We start from the raw sequence: 19786 nt of genomic DNA on the forward strand, positions 1-19786 counted from the left end.
ACCCATCTGGTTACACTTCTATTTTGCGCGGTTGCGGTCGAAGATTCACAAACGGTGAAAGAACTAGCAACCCAGGAAAGAAAAAGAACACCAAAAAGTACATAAAACCACGCTCAATTGAGGTAGCTACATACCAGCGTTGCTTCATGTACAGGAGTACAGCCACGGGGAAGACTAACAAATAAGCTCCAGCCAAAATCAGATACAGCAGGGCTACGATCATAGATTTTTTCTCTTTTATAGACAAGGCCATTCAGTGCATCTGTTTTTCATCATAGGCTGAACGCGCAGCTTGAGGAAAGCTAAACAATTTTAGATTTTCGATGAACTATCAACTCTCGATAAAACTAGGACTTACGCACAGGCTACGGAAGAACGTAGACGCGATAGCGGCTTGCCGCAGGCTACCACAGAGGCGCAGAGTTCACGGAGAAATGAGAGTTTGAGAGAGTTTTTGCGTAAGTCCTAAAAACCTTGATAAACAAAGACTTTTTTGCTGCCTATCTAACCGTCGAAAAAATTTCGCACTTTTTACTAGACAAATCTCAGGATGATGCTAAAATGGCAAAACCAGTATCAAATCGGCGTGTTTGTTCACCCAGATGTATGATGCTTGTCTAAAGTTTGAGATAGCAAACAACTGCGATCGCCAAACACAGACAAATTTCTAAAATCTAGTTGCACAAAACGCACATTGATGGTGGAATAGATGAGGAGGTATTTACTGCCTCTAAAAAATAACTGACTCCTAAGTAAACTTGGGGGTGTGGCGGAATGGCAGACGCTACGGACTTAGCTAACTGAGCCTTGATCGAGAAATCTTTCAAGTGTCAGCTCTCAAACTCAGGGAAACCTAAATCTGATTACAGACAAGGCAATCCTGAGCCAAGCCTAAAGCAAGTAGTGAGTTAAAAGTGCTGAGTGCTGAGTAATTGTAAAACTCATACTCTAAAATTTAAACTCAAAGTTTTAGGAAGGTGCAGAGACTCGACGGGAGCTACCCTAACGTCAAGACGAGGGTAAAGGGAGAGTCCAATTCTCAAAGCCTAAATTAGTCTAAGCTACTAGGCAGTAGTGAAAGCTGCAAGAGAATGAAAATCCGTTGACCTTAAACGGTCGTGAGGGTTCAAGTCCCTCCACCCCCACTAAAAAGTAAAATCAATCAAGCTCGTTGTTGTGACTTAATGTACAAGATAGTCATAACGGCGAGCTTAAGTAGTATTAGGCTGATGCTTTTAAATTACCATTGTTAAAAAATCTATTTTATTAACAAAAGTAACAAAGTATTGCAATCACAGCATAGATTGATGTAGCAAACGATACTGAAATAGATACAACTCATAGCAAAGTGCTGAGTGCTGTTAGCGGAGCGGGGCGTTTAGCCCGTGCTGAGTAGTAACTCAGTATTCTCTGGCATTTCAGCTATAAACATCGTCCTAATCTATGCTTCGACTGCTATATGAGAATCTTGTTGGTAGAAGATGACAAAGTAACTTGTTATGCGTTAGCCAGCTTGCTGCAAGCAAATAACTATAGCGTAGACATAGCAAACGACGGACAAACAGGCCTAGACCTAGCAATATCAGGAAAATATGACTTAATTTTGCTGGATTGGTTAATGCCGCAACTGGATGGAGTCAGCCTCTGTCGGCAACTTAGAGCGCAAGGCTACCAGAAACCGATTTTATTGCTCACGGGAAAAAATTCTCAAGCAGATATTGTCACAGGCTTAGATGCTGGGGCAGATGCTTATGCGATTAAGCCCTATAGTCCAGAAGCCTTATTAGCCAAGATTCGGTCTTTGTTACGCCGTACAGGGGCAATTGTATCATCAGCGTTATGTTGGGGAAATCTTTGTTTAGACACCAATTCTGGCAAAGTAACCATTGAGGGCGAGTTAATTTCACTCACAGCCACAGAATATAAACTGCTGGAATTATTTTTACAAAACCCCAATCGCATCTTTAGCCGCAGGATGATTTTAGATCGGCTTTGGGGATTTGATGATGCGCCAGTCGAAAATGCGGTTACAACTCATATTAAAGATTTACGCAAAAAGCTCAAAGCCGCAGGATTTACACAAGAGATTCTGGAAACAGTGTATGGGATGGGTTATCGTTTAAAGTCATTTCCAGACAGCATTGTTGCTGATCAAAGAAAACTTCTGCAAGCACCTCAAACTCAAGATTTAAACTCTATTAACAAAGTCATAGAAAAATTTCAGAATTCGTTTAATCAACCAGTAAGAATACTAGAGCAATATTTACTGGCTCTTTTAGCTGGGAATTTAGATGAGGAACAAAAAAAACAAGCATTAAATGAAGCTCACAAATTAGCAGGTTCAATGGGGTCGTTTGGTTATCCAGAAGGTTCTAGGATAGCTAGAGCAATTGAGCATTTATTAATATCTCATCCGACTCTGACATCAGCAGAAATATTGGCTTTTTCTCAATTAGTCAAAGCATTACAACAAGAGTTAATCAAATCGCCAATAACTTTAACTACCCAAGCAAAACCGCTAAATCAAACCCATCATGTGCTGGTCATTGATGATGATACGATGCTGACCGAGCGTTTGCTGACAGCAGCAACAGGGTGGGGAATGCGAATGAAAATCACGCCTGATTTAGCCAAGGCTCGCTCGTACTTGAACTTAACCACTCCTGATGCAGTGCTACTAGACTTGAGCTTTCCCGGTACACAAGAAGATGGATTCAGCTTTTTACAGGAATTAGTAGCACAATGGCCCGACATTCCAATTGTGGTTTTCACTGGACGAGATAGCTTGTCTGACCGATTAGCGGTGTCACGCTTAGGGGCGAGACAATTTTTGCATAAATCTGCCACAACTGAGCAAATTTTTGAGGCGATCGCACGTATTTTAACACCAGCTAAATCATCCGAAGCCAAAGTATTAATCGTCGATGACGACCCAGTAATGCTAGCAGGATTAGCGCAGCTACTCACTCCTTGGGGATTAGAAGTCATCACCCTATCTCAACCACAGCAATTTTGGGAACTATTAACCACAACATCACCCAATTTAGTATTGCTGGATTTAGAAATGCCGATAGTGAATGGATTAGATTTGTGTCAAGTTGTGCGCCAAGATGCTCAGTGGGGAGATATACCGATTTTAGTGGTCACAGCCCACACAGATGCACAAACTCTCCAACAAGCTTTTGCAGCTGGAGCAGATGATTTTATCAATAAGCCAGTGCTAGGGCCAGAACTAGTAACAAGAGTACTCAGCCGGATTGAGCGAGTCAAGAAGAAGGGTGTGGGGTGTTGGGGGTAGGGTGTAGTGAAGTCCGCTTCAAGGGGCGAGGATGCCCCAGATAGTGCCATCGTCTTAAAAAACGAGGCTTGTGACGAAGGTGGTTGTTAGAGCAGTATTTTCCCCTACACCCCACACCCATTCCAATAGGGCTGGGAATTAGCAGTACTCAAAAATAAAGACTTATGAAAATTTATCCGCGATTTATGTCTTACGGTGTTGCTATTGGTGCAGCAGCGATCGCTTTAATATTATTGCTATGGCTAGAAACACTGGTATCTCGAACTATTAGTGCTTTTTTTTATATAGGTATCCTAGTCAGCACTTGGTATGGCGGTTTTCGTTTAGGGTTAGTGACAGTTGTTGTTTCAACACTGGCAATTGATTATTTTTTAATGCCCCCGCAATATCACCTGTTTCCTTCTCAGCCAGAGGATGCTATGCGCCTAGGCATTTTTATAGTGGTGGGATTAATTATTAATCTGTTGACTAGTCATTTTCTCAAAAGTAAACAACAGATTAAACAACTTAGCCAAAAATTAGCTCAAGAAAATGCCGAGCAACTACGAATGGTTTTAGAAATCAACAACGATATTACTGAGCGGAAAAAAGCAGAAGCAACATTACAGCAATATATCCGGGAATTTGAAGATTTGTACAATAATGCACCGTGTGGCTATCATTCTCTAGATGCAGAAGGTAAATTTATTCGGATTAATGACACAGAACTGAAGTGGCTAGGGTATAGCCGTGATGAAATTCTGCACAAGCAATTTTTAGATATTCTTACGGGTGACAGTCAACAAGTATTTCAAGAGAATTTTCCTCAGTTTAAGCAGCAAGGTTGGATTAATAATCTAGAATTTGAAATTGTCCATAAAGATGGTACAACCCGATGGATTAGTTTAAATGGTACAGCCATTAAAGATGAAGCCGGACAATTTTTGATGAGCCATTCAACAATTTTTGATATTAGCGATCGCAAATGTAGTGCCGCAGTACTTGAGCAATATAAATACATTGTATCTAACGTCAAAGACGGTATTGTTCTACTTAATCGAGACTACAATTATCAAATTGTTAATCAAACTTATCTCGATTGGTACAACAAAACTGAAACAGAAGTTTTAGGACATTCTGTCTCGGAAATTTTAGGTCAACAGTTTTTTGAAAGTTTTATCCAACCGCGCATAGATAAATGTTTGACTGGAGAAAATAGCCAGTATGAAAAATGGTTTAATTACCCAAATCGACCACCACAATTTATGAGTGTGACCTACACACCTTACCGTGAAGCAAAGGGCAATATTTCGGGTGTAATTGTCAGCCTGCGCGACCTCACCAGACTCAAACAAGCCGAACAACAGCTAGAATTTCAAGCTGTCATTGCCCGCAACATGGCAGAAGGAGTTTGTTTGGTACGTGCTAGTGATGCCACAATTGTCTACGCTAATCCTAAATTTGAGCAGATGTTTGGCTATGGTTGTGGTGAACTTAACTTTCAACACGTTTCAATTTTGAATTATGCAACTCAATCAATAAGTGCTGAAGATGTTAACCAAACTATTCGCTCTATGGTCTTCCAAAAAGGAGAAGCTACCTATGAAGTTCATAATGTTAAAAAAGATGGAACTCCATTTTGGTGTAGAGCGACGGCTTCTGTGTTTCAACATCCTGAATATGGTGATGTTTTGGTAGCCGTTCATCAAGAAATCACCGAACGCAAACGCATAGAAGATGCTTTACGTCAAAGTGAAGAGAAATTTCGGCAACTGGCAGAAAACATCCAAGCAGTATTTTGGATGACAAATATTCAAACTCAGCAAATTCTGTATATTAGTCCGGCTTTTGAAACCATCTGGCAAAGAAGTTGCCAAAGCATTTGTCAAAGCTTTTCAGCTTGGTTAAATGCCATTCATCCTGACGATCGCCCGCTTGTTGATCTGGCATTTCAAGAACAAGTAAAAACAGGAAAATCAGATACCAAATATCGCATTATTCGCCCTGACGGTTCCATTCGATGGATACGCGATCGCGCCTTCCCAATTAAAAATGAATTAGGGGAAATAGTGCGAGTTGCAGGGTTAGCAGAAGACATCACAGAACTACAAAAAGTAGAGCAAATTAAAACAGAATTTATTAGCATTGTCAGTCACGAACTCCGCACACCTTTAACAGCAATTCGAGCCGCTATGGGTTTATTAAAAACTGGTATTTACGACAAAAAACCAGATAAATTTAAACGCATGATTGAGATAGCCGCAATTGATAGCGATCGCTTGGTGCGCTTAGTCAACGATATACTCGATTTAGAACGCTTAGAATCGGGTCGCGCTGTTTTAGAAAAAACTAATTGCAATGCAACTGACTTAATCGAGCAAGCAGTCGCAGGAGTGCAAGCACTTGCGAAGGAGCAAAATATTAAATTTGATGTTCGTCCCAGCAATGCTGACGTTTGGGCTGCTGCTGATGCAATTATCCAAACACTGACCAATCTCTTAGGAAATGCAATTAAATTTTCCCCTGCTGAGGCCATGATTACTGTGAGTGTGGAACAGCAGAAAGATTGGGTTTTATTTAAAATTAGCGACCAAGGGCGGGGTATTCCTAGTGATAAATTAGAAGCTATCTTTGGCAGGTTCCAGCAAATAGATGCAACAGATTCCCGCATTAAAGGTGGTACAGGGCTTGGCTTGGCTATCTGTCGTAGTATTGTTGAGCAGCACGGTGGGCAAATTTGGGCAGAAAGTATTATTGGCGTAGGTAGCACATTTTTCTTCACTCTACCAAAAAGTCGCACAAGCCCAGAAATCAGGGGAGAAAATAATGACCTATGACTAGAAAATTATTGATTGTCGATGATGAAGAACGCATCCGCGAATTAGTGCAAGCTTGTCTAGAAGATTTAGGTGGATGGAATACCCTAACTGCTGCATCTGGACAGGAAGGATTAAAAATTGCTCAGACAGAAACTCACATTGATGCCATTTTGCTAGATGTTTCTATGCCTAATATGGATGGCTTTGCTGTGTATGAGCAACTTCAATCTCATACCTCCACCCAATCCATCCCAGTGATTCTGCTCACCGCCAAAGTTTTACCAAGCGATCGCCACCGTTTTTCTCAAATGGGAGTTGCTGGAGTCATTAGCAAGCCTTTTGAACCTACAAGTATTTCGGAAGAAGTAGCTGAAATAATGGGGTGGGCAGATGAAATGTAAAGTTTTGTAAACAATCTTGATTCTTTATTAGTTCTTTATTTTTTTTATTTATAGTTCTTAATTGAAAGAGAACAGAAGTTGTCGAAATTTGCCGACAAGATTTAGCTGGTTGGGATGTAACGATTGCTGACTCTCTGTATTTAGCTGGCTGGGATGTAATAATTGCTGACTCTCGATTAATCAGATTGCTCGTAGTCTAACTTACTAATTTCTAGACTACGATGATTTATCTGTACTCCAGATGAAGAATGAAATTAGATTCTGCAATACTTTTTATGCAAAAGTAGCGATTTTAAAAACCGAAAAGCTGACTCGACAAAGAAAATATACTTGTCTAACATCCATGTTTCCTGTTTTCTGTTCACAGGCGATTAACTCAGCATAAAAAGTACGGTATAGTCTGAAATTACTACTTTACCATGAAGATTTTTCAATTTTCTGGAGCTTAATTAAATGAATATTATCGAAGAGGTAAATATAACAACCAAAACGATATTACTCATCGATAATGAAGTTAGAGTACGCGAAGTTGTCGAACTTTGCTTACAAGATTTAGCTGGTTGGGACGTAATCATTGCTGACTCTCCATTAATTGGATTGCAACTATCTGCAATCAATAGTCCTGATGCGATTGTTATGGATTCATCAGGACATAACATAATTAATTTTCAGTTGATTAATCAGATCAGAAGCAATCCAAAAACTCAAGCAACTCCGATAATTTTCTTCAGTGCAGAAGCCAAGTGGCTTGATTCGCATATTTTAGAAAAGTATCAAATTGTCGGTGTTATTCTTAAACCCTTTGACCCTATTTCACTTCCTACTCAAATTGCTAAAGTATTAGGCTGGAATTTGCCATCAATTAGTGATTAATATCGTGTCCGGTGTCATGATAAGTCTTCAACCGGACACGATATCTCACATTTGGGATGCTTCCAGTGCAAGCTTTTAAAAAGGACGGCTACCTGCGAGGCTAACTCGCTTCATTACGCGGCGTTCATTGGGGTCAAAAGCTTGACGGTAGTGTAAGGTAGCTTGATTGTCCCAGTAAACAATATCGCCGACAGACCATTTATGTTGGTAGTAAAACTGCGGTTGATTTAAATGTTCTCGCAACTGTTCGATGAGTTCTGCACCCTCTTCTGGTGCTAAACCGACAATTTCAACTTCTGTGGCGTAGTCCAAATAAAGAATTTTCTTCCCGCTTTCTGGGTGTGTTCTGACCAAAGGATGGGGGAACACAGGACTAATTAACGGAATATTGCGGTCAAGACGATATTTGGTTCTGGGTGCGGAGCGATCGCGTAAAAATGGATTGTAGGTAATTAACTGTAAATCTGCAATTCGGCGTTTAGTTGCTTCATCCAAAGTTTCATAAGCCAAATTCAAGTTTAACCAATAAGTATCACCACCTTGGCTTGGCACTTCCAAAGCATAAAGCAACGAACCAGCAGAAGGACGCGGAGTCCAATGGTGATCGGAATGGAAGGCTAATTCTCCCGTACCTGTATAACCACCATCAACATTAGAAACGTTAATGACTACTGGTGTGACACCTGGTTGAGAAGCCAACACAGGAACGTCATCTGGGGGAACATATAAATCGCCAAAATAATAGGCAAAATTCACCAGTTGCTCATCAGTCAACTTTTGATTTTTGAAGATTAAAATGTGGCGATCGCGCAAAGTTTGTTTCAGTTGTAAAATTACTTCCGGTGCAACAGGTTGACTCGCATCCAACCCAGTTACTACTGCACCCAAAGGTGCATCAATTTGGGTAATTTTTACTTCTGTTAACGTCAATGTTGGCATAATTTCTCCTCACGGTTGCACGAAAAATTTCTACAAAATTCCCCACTCCCTACTCCCTATTTCTCACTTTTTCGCCAACACATCCGCCGGAGTGATTTTGGCATATTCTTCAGGAGTTAAAAATCCTTCTCTCACATTTACTTTTTTTGGTATTTGACCTAATGTAAACCATTTATCTGCAACTTCTTGCTGTTTAGCAATTACTTGTTCGGTAATTGGTTTCAAGCCATAGTCATACTTCTCGTGCATAATTTCTAGGGTAGGCTCATCAAGCTGAGTCACTGGAGCTAATAATTTTGCTACTTCTGCACGATGCTCCTTAGTCCAAATTTCTGCTTTTTCTAGCTCCTCAAAAAATACTTTGATGACATCGGGATGCTTTTGATAAAAATCTCTTGTAGTTGAGTAAAAATTACCTGTATCGCGTAAACTTCCCCCATCTAAAAGTACGCGACCAACTTTCTTTTGTACTGCTCTAGTTACAAATGGTTCCCAAATAAACCAGCCATCTACTTTGCCTTGGCTAAATGCTACGTTAGCATCTGGTGGAGGTAAAAATACAGACTGTACATCACTTAATTTTAATCCACCTGATTCTAAGGCTTTAACTAAAAGATAGTGACCAATTGATGCTTTTTGAAAAGCAACTTTTTTACCTTTTAAGTCAGCAATAGATTTCACAGGAGAGTTACTAGGAACTAGCAGTGAGACAGCTTTACCACTAGGTTGCGTAGTAGCTAGATAGACAAGAGGTGTGCCTGCGGCTTGGGAAAATACTGGTGGTGATTCTGCGGTTGATGCAATATCAAGTCCACCCGCATTTAAAGCTTCTAATTGTTGTGGCCCCGCAGCAAATTCTGGCCATTCTACTTTAAAACCGAGTGTTTCTAATCTTTTTTCTAAATTACCTTGTTTTTCTAAAACAGCTAGTGCTGAAAGTTGTTTTGAACGCACAATTCGCACCACTTGTTTTTCAGTATTAGTGTTAGTTGGTGCGGCATTATTTGGTGCGGCTGCTTGTGGTTGGTTATTGTTAGATGGTGCATTACAACTAAACAGAGTCGTTGATAATGCCAAAGAATAACCGGCTACAAATAGTAGAGAACGACGGTTAATTTTGAGATGTTTCAGGAAGTTAAATTTTTCGGGTGAGATTGACATAGTTTGCTGAGTAATGCCTGGATAAAAATTAAGAAATAGGGTGGATATTAATTACCCACCCTGTATTGACTCGATGAGGGACTGAAAACTCAATCAACTGTTAGGAGGCAACTTTTAAAAACCTATATTCTAGAAGGTTGTAGATTAATCAAAATCTATTACATCAACCCTCTTTTTAACTTGAAAATTTTGCTTGGTTAATGCTTCCAAACTACATGAATATTAGCTGTAATTTCTTCTGTAAATTCTCCAGAAGGTTCAACTGCTAATAATGTCTCTTGCAAATCAGCTTCAAATGCTGGCGCATTATCACCAAAGAAAATTTTTAAGGCAAAAGCTGTTGTGTATAAATAGCCAAGGTAACTAGAGACTGTCCAAGTTTTTTGAAATGGAACTTCAAACACTTCTTGACGAGCAAAAGCAGAATTAGCAATTACCACTTCATGGGGAGGATCTACTGGTTTACGAACACCTTGTCCTCTTTGTCCAGTCCGACGTTCTTCACCTAACCATTTTTTGACAACACTAATAGCGGCTTGTTTCCAAGGAAGATTACTTGACCAAGGATTTTCGTTAGTATTAATTAGGGCTATGCCACCATCATCAGCAAGTAGCTCATAAAGTTTTTCTAATACTAATTCTCGCTCCATCCAATGAAAAGCTCTACCGATGGTAACTAAATTAAATATTCCTAAACTAGAGTCAATAAGTTCTGCGCCTTTTTCTATCCAAGTAATATTATTTGCCCCCTCTGATGCTGCTTGACGTTGCGCTTCTTGCAACATTTCTGAAGAGGGATCTATCGCAATTACTTCGGTAAATTGAGTCCGCAAAGGAATAGCAATTAATCCTGGGCCACAACCTAAATCTAAAAGTCTGCCTTGACCGTTAAGCTTAAATATTTCTGTTAATTTAGCAAATAACTCAGGTGGATATTTAGTTCTGTACTGAGCGTAACCTTCCGCAGCACCTTCAAATAAGGTTGGGTCATAATTAGGAAGGGTTTTTAATGCTTGTACCATTATAAAATTTCCTTTTAAGTTAGGAAAATAGGATGGACATTTAATTATGCCCACCCTAGAGTTAACGAGTAGACAACTGTATTGAAGTGTGAAGTCTGAAGTATGAAGTGGGAAATTTTTATCCTTCAGACTTTTACTTCTTAATCATGATTTTTTTGACATGATCAATTGCAGAAAACCTGATTTATGAAGTTGTATTGATTTCAGAATTCTTACTTCATACTTCAGACTTTTGCAAATATTTTTCTGCATCTTTTTCAACTGCTGTACCTTTGAAAAAGTCGCGGTTGAGGCTGGTGTACAACTCTAAAGGATGGATGGAGAGGAAATAACGTAAATCTTCTTCAGTGATGATTTCCTGCTCTACCATTGCGTAAGCATTGGCAACAACAGCAGTAATATCCGGCACATCCCAGTGACCAGCATCGGAACCTAAGAAAGCTTTGACTCGATTGCCAAAAGGTAAGGCTGCTCGGTTAAATGCCTGTGATACACGGGTATCATCAGATTCTGTGCCGAAGTAGAAGTGATTCAAGAAGCGATCGCGCACATCTTCTGGTTTCTCAATTCCAGCTAAGGCAAATTCATCTAGTTCACCTGGGTCTTCGGGAGCCAATAAGTGATGGTGGAATCCTAAACCATCGCCAATTTGATCCAACCGACCATGCACTAATTCGCCACCATAACGCGCATAGTATTCGGTGAGGGCTTCTTTATCTACTAACCTGGGGTCATTCCCGCTTAACAAATGCTGTTTGTTGCGGGTTTCCCAATGCCAGATAATATCGGCGTATAAACTAGCACCCCAAGCCGAACCACCTTCCATAAAGGCAAATTTCAAGGAGGGGAAGCGACGGGTAACACCACCAAAGAATAGGGATTTACAGAGTGCTTCGGCGGCGATCGCAAAGTGGTTGATGTGATTATACTGGGCGTTAGTAACGGAGCGTTGAGTCGTCCAACCTTGGCTAGAAGCGTGCGTCGTTGGTATCACCTTTAATTCAACGCACTTCGCCCAAAATGGATCGTAATCATACTCACTATCCAAGCCAAAGTTATCAATCCAAACCACTTCATTCGCTACTTCCGGGCCATACTTCTCAAAAGCCGGAATCGGACGACGCACGTAACCAGGGATTTGAATTGTTTTCAGTCCCAAAACATTCACCGCATATTCCAATTCTTCAATCGCCTCTTGGGGCGTGTGCATTGGGATAGCTGCAATTGGGGTGATTCTATCAGCATAGGGACGGAAAATATCAGCGTGGTAAATGTTAATCGCCCGACAAACAGCCCGACGCATTTCTTCATTGCCAATATTGGGAGCCATCGTCGCCAAGTTAGGATAGACGACAGCAAAATCTGTACCCGATTCTTGCAGCCGTTCGTGCAGTAACTTTGGCAAGCTGATAGTAGCTAGATTTAAAGTATTTTTGGTAGGACGACCCCACCAGTTAGGCCGATTGGTGCGATATGCAAAACGCTCTTCCCAGCTTTGCTTGTACCACTTAAAGCGGGAAGCCCCTGGTAAATGTTCTTTGAATCGTTCGGCAATCGCACTTCCACCAACTTGTTCTAAATAATCTAAGACTGCTGGTTCAAATTCCTGGGTATGGACATCGGTATCGATGACCGGATAACCCAGCTTTTCCCGAATCTGCGCTGACCTAGATTTTTGTGGACGTTCTAAGGCAATGGTCATGATGGTTTACCTTAATTTAATTAAGAAGGCAGGAGGCAGAGGGCAGGAGGCAGGAGGTATGATTTATCTGTTAGGAAATTCACGCAAACAACTTCTCAAACTCTTATAACTTCGCGCCCTACCCTGCGGGAAGCCGCTAACGCGTCTATGCGCCCTTTGCGGTTCGTTTCTTTTTCCTCAAACTGATTGATTTGCCAAATACTCTTGTGCTGCTGTTTCCACCGCCGTTCCCTTGAAGAAATCGCGGTTGAGGCTGGTGTACAATTCCAACGGATGAATCGACAAGAAATAACGCAAATCTTCTTCGTTCAAAATCCCGCGTTCGACAAAAGAATAGGCATTAGCCGCAACCGCAGTAATATCAGGCACATCCCAGTGACCAGAGTCAGAACCTAAGAAAGCTTTGATGCGATCGCCATAAGGATTCGCCTTCCGATTAAAAGCATGGGCAACACGGGTATCATCTGATTCTGTGCCGAAGTAGAAGCTATTTAAGAAGCGATCGCGGATATCTTCTGGCTGCTTCACTCCTGCTAACGCAAACTCATCCAGTTCACCAGGATCATGAGGTGCTACCAAATCAGCGTGGAAGCCTAAACCACTACCCAAGCCATCCAAGCGGCCATGTACATGTTCGCCACCGTAGCGGAGGTAATACTCTAAGAGTTCTTCGCGGTTGACATTGGCCGGGTTGTTAAATTCCAGCATGTGGTCTTTATTGCGCGTATCCCAGTGCCAAATCAAATCAGTGTAGAGACTCGCACCCCAAGCCGAACCGCCTTCTAAAAAGGCAAATTTCAAGGTCGGGAAGCGATGAGTCACACCACCGAAGAACAAAGCTTTACACAGTGCTTCTCCAGCAGAAGCAAAGTGTCCAATGTGGTTGTATTGATAGTTGGATATAGAACGACGTTGTATCCAGCCCATACCACTAGAATGGGTGGTAGGAACAACTTTTAATTCGACACACTTCGCCCAGAAGGGGTCGTAATCATATTTACTATCTAAGCCGTAGGTATCAATCCAAATAGCTTCATTGGCAACTTCTTCGCCATACTTCTCAAAGGCGGGAATCGGACGGCGGACGTGTCCGGGGATTTGAATAGCTTTTAACCCTAAGACTTTGACTGCATATTCTAATTCGGCGATCGCTTCTTCGGGAGTGTTCATCGGGATTGCTGCGATCGGTGTCAGGCGATCGGCATATTGGCGGAAAATGTCGGCGTGGTATGTATTCACCGCCCGACAAACAGCCAACCGCATTTCCTCGTTACCGATGTGGGGAGCCATTGTTGCCAAGTTAGGATACACAACTGCGAAGTCTGTACCAGCTTCTTGCAGTCTTTCGTGTAGTAACTTTGGCAAACTAATAGTGGCTAAATTCAGCGCATCATTGGTTGGACGAGTCCAAAATGGTGGACGTGCAGTCCGATAAGCGCGGCGTTCTTCCCAAGATTGTTTAAACCATTTAGAACGAGATGAACCTGGTAAATGGTCTTGGAAACGTTCAACAATTTTGCTTCCAGCAACTTGCTCTAAATAATCTAAAAAAGCCGGGGGAAATTCTTGGGTATGAACATCTGTATCAATGATGGGATAACCCAATTTTTCCCGAATCTGCGCCGATTTAGTTTTTTTCGGCCGCTCTAATGCAATAGTCATAGGAATAATCCCGGTTATATGTTTTCAGTACATGGCGGGGATGGCAATCTTTTTTAACTCAGACTAGAGATGATGCAAGACTATTTCACCATCCAATCTGATAAAGCAAAGTCTGACTTCGCTAACTTTTGCGCTACCAGAAAATTTTTCGTACCTTCTAAAAGTTTCACGCCTTCAGATGGAAATGGTTCTTCAGGAACTTGATTGAGTGGGTACGATGTCTTGATAATGTTGACTGGATATTTACTAGTCTGAGCGTGATATTTGTAATATTCTTCGGAGTTAGCTTTTAAATCTTTGACAGATGTTGTCAGGATTGTATTGAACTTCTGAGGAAAATCTGGCTTTTGGGCGAGAAACTTTTCTGTTGCAACTACTAATGATGTCCCCGACAAACCTTGATGATCTGCCGATGAATCAATTATCGGAAACCCTTGGGATTTGAGAAAAGGCCCCATATCGCTAGAAGTTGCATAAGCCGCAATATCACCACGTTCTAAAGCTGACTTTGCCTCGGTACTCATTAAGTGAACAACTTTGACATCTTTAGCCAATTTTGTCTGATCTAATAAACCCAACAGGTAGCGGTGCATATATGAGCCTTTTTGGGTAGCTATTTTCTGCCCTTTGAGTTCAGCTAAAGAATTTGCCCCGTTTTTCTTTGCTACTAGCCAAGCGGTGTTATTAAATTGAGTAATCCGCAGCAACTTGGTATGAATACCCCTAGCTTTTAGAACTACGGCTGGTGTATCCCCCAAAAAACCAACATCTATTTGTCCTGCAACCAGAGACTCATTCAAATCTGGGCCGTTACCAAATCTGGCAAAGGTAATATTCTGAAATCCAGATTTTTGCAGTTCTCGTTCTAATATTCCTTGTTTTTTTGCCCAACCTAAAGGCCCTGTAGGTTCTGCACTCCCCACATAGCCTATGCGTAAGGTAGTTACAGCCGGACTAACATTTTCTGCTTGGACTTTAGAACTATTACTGCCTTGGCTACAAGCTGTTGTTAGTAGCAGCAGGAAGCAAACAACTACAGTTGATATTGTTTTTGGTCTGAAGAAACTATTTCCTACTGCGAACGACAGCATATCTATATTGATTACTCCTTATTTCATCTGTTTTAAGACTTGAAATGTTTGGTCGGTTTTGGCAGTAGAAGTTTGCTGCTTTCCCCAACCAACATTTTTGCGGTAACTGCCCAATAATCCGGTAGCCGCTAATTCTGCCTCGTTAACTGAGGTTTGTAGCTCCGTGTCTGGTGCTACATAAAGAGCGTCAACGGGGCAGTATAATTCGCACATAAAGCAGGTTTGACAATCACTTTGACGTGCAATTGTGGGCGGTGCATCAGGTACAATATCAAATACGTTTGTAGGGCAAACGTTAACGCAGAGATTACACTGAATACATCGTGACTCGCTGACTAACTCAATCACGCTGCTGCTCCTGCTACTGATAAAGATTTATCGGTACTGCTGAGTGGTTGAGTTTTAACCCAAACTTGATCTAAACCACCGCTAATTAAGTAATGCTGTTGATTCGTATCTTGTTGGGGATAGTCTTGGTGTTTGTGCATACCCCGTGTTTCTTTGCGTTCCAAGGCACTGTTGTACATCCATCTTGCTGTCGCTACCATTGCGGCGGCTTCTCGCGCTCGGATGAGTTGACTGTCTTCTATTTGGGTATCGCGGATTATTTGCCACAGATTATCCAGGCGGGAAAGAGAATCGGATAAGCCTTTTTCTGTGCGGAAATAATTGCGATTGTAGGGGAAGACTTCGGTTTGTACGGCTTGGATAAATTCGTTGATGTTTGGGCTAGAAACATTCTCAGCTTGTGGTTGTAATGCTGCTTCACCCACGCCGCGAACAAGGCGTTGATTTGCTTGTTCTCCTAAGTTTAAGGCATACTGCGCCGCCGAATTTCCCGCCCAATAACCAGAGGAAATTGCCCAAGCGGCGTTATGGCTACCGCCACCTGTAAACCCACCACAAATTAATTCGCGGGTAGCCGCATCACCAGCTGCATACAATCCAGGAACTGAAGCAGCGCAAGTTTCATCAGTAATCCGAATGCCACCTGTACCGCGCACTGTACCTTCTAGGCGTAAGGTAATGCGAAAACGTTGAGTAAATGGGTCAATTCGCGCTCTGTCAAAGGGTAAGAAGAAGTTGGGCTGGGCTGAACGCATAGATGAGCGCATTTCTGGGGACGCTTGATCTAAAATTGCGTAAACAGGCTGTTGCAGTAAGGTTTCTGCAATTACAGACCGTCCACGTTGGGAACCTGCGCCAGGTACGGGCGTGCCATCTTCATAGGTAAAGGTAGCCCAGTTGTAGAAGAGGGTTTTGGTGACTGAGGAAAAGGCAGGAGAGATGCCGTAAGCATTGGAAAACTCCATACCCGACATTTCGGCACCTGCTTCTGCCGCCATCAAGTAACCATCCCCAGTTAGGATGTTGCACCCTAACGCTTTGCTCAAGAATGCACAACCACCTGTGGCGATGATGGTTGCTCCTGATATGACTCTCCACTTTTCATGAGTTTGGCGGTTAATCCCAGTTGCGCCGGCAACTTTGCCTTCTGCGTCTACTAAAAGTTCTAAGGCGGGGCTGTGGTCTAAGATTTTTACACCTGCCCGTTGAATTTGCCGCCGCATTAGCCGCATATATTCTGGGCCTTGGAGCGATCGCCGATATGGTTTACCTTCATCATCAGTGGGGAAGGGATAACCCCAATCAGCTAGTAAGTTGACGTTCGTAAATGTCTGATCCAAAACACGCTTCATCCAATGGCGGTTGGCTAAGAATCCCCCTAATGATTCTCGACTCGCCATTGCAATTTCTCGTGCTTCTGGTTCGGGTGGTACATACCAAACTCCATTACCAGAGGCCGCCGCACATCCCGACGTACCACAGTAACCTTTGTCTACTAAAACCACCCTCGCCCCACCAGACGCAGCACTCCAAGCAGCCCATGTACCTGCCGGGCCACCTCCAATTACAAGCACATCAGCCTCTAAATTGAGTGCAAAATTATTTACTAACGTCTTTAACATTCACCTTCTCTCCCCATTGATAGCTGCACACCGGAGAAAATTGTTCGCTTTTTTACTAGCTGCTTACTAACAGCCTCGCTACAAATTTTGCGGTGGGTTGCCAGTAGATTCGCTGTAAGGCTTTTCGTACGGCAACTTGACCGATTTACCGTAGTTTAATTCATAACGAAGTTTCTCATGGTTCACTAAAAAAAGCAAGTATCTATGAGCAATTTTCAAGTAACGTTATATGAAGTCACCCTGCTGGGAAATAAAGTCTTGCTTTTTACATTAGTTTATGCAACTATCACAAGAGTAAGCATAAACAACGTAATATCGATAGACTTACTGTTGTTTAAATATCTGCTATTGATGCTAGACCACAAGTTGGCTTGTTTCTCAAGTAGTCTCAAAGTTACTAAAGAACTGCCAACTAAAAAAATATCCAATCATCAGGGGTGCAGATAAAGACAAAGATTCTTTTTCAATATCTATGATGCTTCATGGTTAAATAATTTAATTTTTGCCAGTCCCTATTCAATAGTCAGTGAGTGAAAAATAGCGTTAGTAGTATATTTTGTCATGGTACAGCCAGACTCAAAAAATGGTTTTAAAAATTCATGAAGATTTTTTGATAACCAGCATTTGTCATTAAAAATAGATATTTTTTTAAAAAAGTTACTTGACAAATTAGCTATAAAACCAGAGAAAATTAACAATAATTTATCTCTATTGTAGCCAAAAGTCATCTCAGAGATAAAAGCTGATTTTTGATGTTGAAGAAAGTTACAACTAAAGTCTTCTCATCAAAATCACCATAGCAATTAACAACAAAACAATTGCCTTCAATCATCGGTAATTTAAATTTTTTAGCCAAGATAAATCCTTCTATAGGACTCATATTTGATTGGGGAAAAAATCATTACACCCACAAAAAGCTTCTTTCCTACTAGCTCAACCCTATTACCTGATTACACAACTAGATTCGCAAATCAAACCGGGTTCCGATATTTGCGATTTATTCAAGCTAAAAAATCAACTGTTATCTGATGGTGTAAGCACTTGTATCTCTAAAATTTTTGTCTTGAAGACAGAAACAACATAAATCCAGTGAATAATTGTGAGTCCAGACCCATGTCTAAAGTTTTGTGGAAATATTTGCTAGTTATTCCAACTGTATTGAATGGCTTGTTATTTTTTGCGTCTGTAGCAAATGCAGATGTTGTTCCCAACATAGAAGCACAACAAGAGCCTGTCAAAGAAAATATCTTGCCCACGCAAATAACTCCAGAAGCTTCTTCTTCGCCAACAGAAATTACCGGACAAGTCACATCCGTGTCGCAACTATCGGATGTCAGACCTACAGATTGGGCGTTTCAGGCGTTGCAATCACTAGTAGAACGCTATGGTGCGATCGCCGGCTATCCAGATGGTACATTTAAAGGCAATCGCGCTTTAACGCGTTACGAATTTGCCGCAGGTTTAAATGCAGCACTTGACCGCCTGAGTGAGTTGATTGCTTCTAATACTGCTGATTTGGTCAAAAAAGAAGATTTAGCAACTCTGCAAAAGCTACAAGCTGAATTTGCTCCAGAATTGCAAGAGTTACGTGGGAGAATTGAAAACTTAGAAGTGCGGACTGCGGAAGTAGAAGCCAATCAGTTTTCCACCACCACCAAACTACTAGGTGATGCAATATTTGTTGTCGGTGATACCTTTGGCGATCGGGCCAATAATACAGCTGCTAATGATACAAAAGACGATAGTCGGAGCTTTTTCGCTTATCGTTCTCGATTGACTTTCCAAACCAGTTTTACAGGTAGAGATCAATTATCAATGATTTTAAGCAGCAACAATATTCCTAACCTCACTAACAGTACGGGGACAGCCATGACCCGTTTCACCTTTGATAGTGATGGAACCGAAGGAGTATATGTTAGTCAGATAGTTTACCGTTTTCCTGTGGGTAAAAACGGTACTGTTTGGGTAGGCCCGAGAGCATTGCAACCAGCCCTTTATACACCGACACTTAACGCTTCTATTGGTGGTTTAAATGGCGCGCTTTCTCGTTTTGCCACATTTAACCCAACTGTTTATCGTCCGGGTTTTGACGGTGCAGGGGCAGCTTTTGGATACAAATTTAGTAATCAATTGCAATTAAGCTTAGGTTACACAGTTAATAACACCCAAGCGAATCTACCAGACACCGGATTTTCTAACGGTAATAGCATCGCATTTGCTCAATTGACCTTATCGCCTAGTCGCCAGTTAGATGTTGGTCTAACTTATGCACGTAAATATTTTGGCACTGGTACTGGTTTTAACTTGACTGGTGGTACAGGTAGTGCTTTTGCTAGAAATCCTTTTCAACAGAATGCGACTACAAGTGATAATTTTGGGCTGGAATTTAACTGGCGAGCTAGCCGTCGTGTTGTTTTAGGTGGTTGGTTTGGCTATACCTTAGCGCATCAAGAAGTCGGCACTGATAACGATGCAACTATCATCAATGGCGCGCTGACGGTGGCATTCCCAGATTTGTTTAAAGAAGGTAATGTGGGTGGATTTATTGTTGGTGTACCGCCTAAAGTTACAAGTAACGACTACAGACCAACACCAAGTGCAGCACGTCGAGAAGATCCAGATACTGCTTTACATTTAGAAGCTTTTTATACCTTCCGCGTTAATGACAATATTAGGGTGACACCAACTGTTTATGTCATTACTAATCCAGAGCATAATGACGCTAACGATGCCATTTGGGTGGGTGCGTTACGGACAAGCTTTAGTTTCTAAGCAATCAGTGAGTTAGAGGTTTTTGGTAGACGGCAAAGTTACTGGTACAGAGTTTGAGCCTTCTGGAGCCTGTTTTTACAAGTAACCTTGACTTCCT

At 41.6% G+C, this 19786-nt stretch carries 15 protein-coding genes; 5 read left to right on the forward strand and 10 right to left on the reverse strand.

Annotated features, from left to right (window positions below; translation table 11 throughout):
- Positions 1-10: 10 nt before the first annotated feature.
- Entirely contained in the window at positions 11-223 is a 213-nt protein-coding gene (ndhL, locus tag H6G69_RS13020) for an NAD(P)H-quinone oxidoreductase subunit L (protein WP_190687124.1), read from the reverse strand.
- Between the two features lie 1236 nt (positions 224-1459).
- Here ndhL and H6G69_RS13025 point away from each other — a divergent pair.
- From H6G69_RS13025 to H6G69_RS13040, 4 genes are all read left to right on the forward strand, one after another.
- The gene (locus tag H6G69_RS13025; protein ID WP_190687128.1) at positions 1460-3298 is read left to right on the forward strand and encodes a response regulator; all 1839 of its coding nucleotides are present in this window, start codon (positions 1460-1462) and stop codon (positions 3296-3298) included.
- 164 nt (positions 3299-3462) lie between these two features.
- Positions 3463-6114: a PAS domain S-box protein gene (locus H6G69_RS13030; RefSeq protein ID WP_190687131.1), complete on the forward strand. Its 2652-nt coding sequence runs from the start codon at positions 3463-3465 to the stop codon at positions 6112-6114.
- Complete coding sequence (locus H6G69_RS13035) at positions 6111-6497, forward strand: response regulator (protein ID WP_190687134.1); 387 nt, start codon at positions 6111-6113, stop codon at positions 6495-6497. Before H6G69_RS13030 ends, H6G69_RS13035 begins: the two co-directional genes overlap by 4 nt.
- Before the next feature lie 453 nt (positions 6498-6950).
- The gene (locus tag H6G69_RS13040; protein WP_190687138.1) at positions 6951-7370 is read left to right on the forward strand and encodes a response regulator; all 420 of its coding nucleotides are present in this window, start codon (positions 6951-6953) and stop codon (positions 7368-7370) included.
- 75 nt (positions 7371-7445) lie between these two features.
- Here the strand turns inward: H6G69_RS13040 and H6G69_RS13045 are convergent, their stop codons facing one another.
- The 9 genes from H6G69_RS13045 to H6G69_RS13085 form a co-directional block, all read right to left on the reverse strand.
- Complete coding sequence (locus tag H6G69_RS13045; protein WP_190687141.1) at positions 7446-8309, reverse strand: TauD/TfdA family dioxygenase; 864 nt, start codon at positions 8307-8309, stop codon at positions 7446-7448.
- 63 nt (positions 8310-8372) lie between these two features.
- Complete coding sequence (locus H6G69_RS13050; RefSeq protein ID WP_190687144.1) at positions 8373-9470, reverse strand: aliphatic sulfonate ABC transporter substrate-binding protein; 1098 nt, start codon at positions 9468-9470, stop codon at positions 8373-8375.
- 197 nt (positions 9471-9667) lie between these two features.
- Complete coding sequence (locus H6G69_RS13055; protein WP_190687147.1) at positions 9668-10492, reverse strand: class I SAM-dependent methyltransferase; 825 nt, start codon at positions 10490-10492, stop codon at positions 9668-9670.
- A gap of 217 nt (positions 10493-10709) precedes the next feature.
- A complete protein-coding gene (locus tag H6G69_RS13060; protein WP_190687149.1) occupies positions 10710-12194 on the reverse strand; it encodes an amidohydrolase family protein in 1485 nt (494 codons plus the stop codon).
- Positions 12195-12371: 177 nt separating this feature from the next.
- A complete protein-coding gene (locus H6G69_RS13065) occupies positions 12372-13856 on the reverse strand; it encodes an amidohydrolase family protein (RefSeq protein ID WP_190687152.1) in 1485 nt (494 codons plus the stop codon).
- An 80-nt stretch (positions 13857-13936) separates the two neighbouring features.
- Entirely contained in the window at positions 13937-14947 is a 1011-nt protein-coding gene (locus tag H6G69_RS13070) for an ABC transporter substrate-binding protein (RefSeq protein ID WP_190687155.1), read from the reverse strand.
- Positions 14948-14965: 18 nt separating this feature from the next.
- Positions 14966-15295 (reverse strand): 4Fe-4S binding protein, encoded by a 330-nt coding sequence (locus H6G69_RS13075; protein ID WP_190670343.1) that lies wholly within the window; start codon positions 15293-15295, stop codon positions 14966-14968.
- Positions 15292-16917 (reverse strand): FAD-dependent oxidoreductase, encoded by a 1626-nt coding sequence (locus tag H6G69_RS13080; protein ID WP_190687158.1) that lies wholly within the window; start codon positions 16915-16917, stop codon positions 15292-15294. The genes H6G69_RS13075 and H6G69_RS13080 overlap by 4 nt, the downstream gene beginning before the upstream one ends.
- 724 nt (positions 16918-17641) lie before the next feature.
- Entirely contained in the window at positions 17642-17797 is a 156-nt protein-coding gene (locus H6G69_RS13085) for a hypothetical protein (RefSeq protein ID WP_190687160.1), read from the reverse strand.
- Positions 17798-18030: 233 nt separating this feature from the next.
- On the opposite strand from H6G69_RS13085, the gene H6G69_RS13090 reads away from it, so the two are divergent.
- Positions 18031-19689, forward strand: coding sequence for an iron uptake porin (locus H6G69_RS13090; protein WP_190687163.1), 1659 nt, complete (start codon positions 18031-18033; stop codon positions 19687-19689).
- Positions 19690-19786 lie beyond the last annotated feature (97 nt).

This window comes from Nostoc sp. FACHB-110, assembly GCF_014697425.1.
Lineage (GTDB): Bacteria > Cyanobacteriota > Cyanobacteriia > Cyanobacteriales > Nostocaceae > Nostoc_B.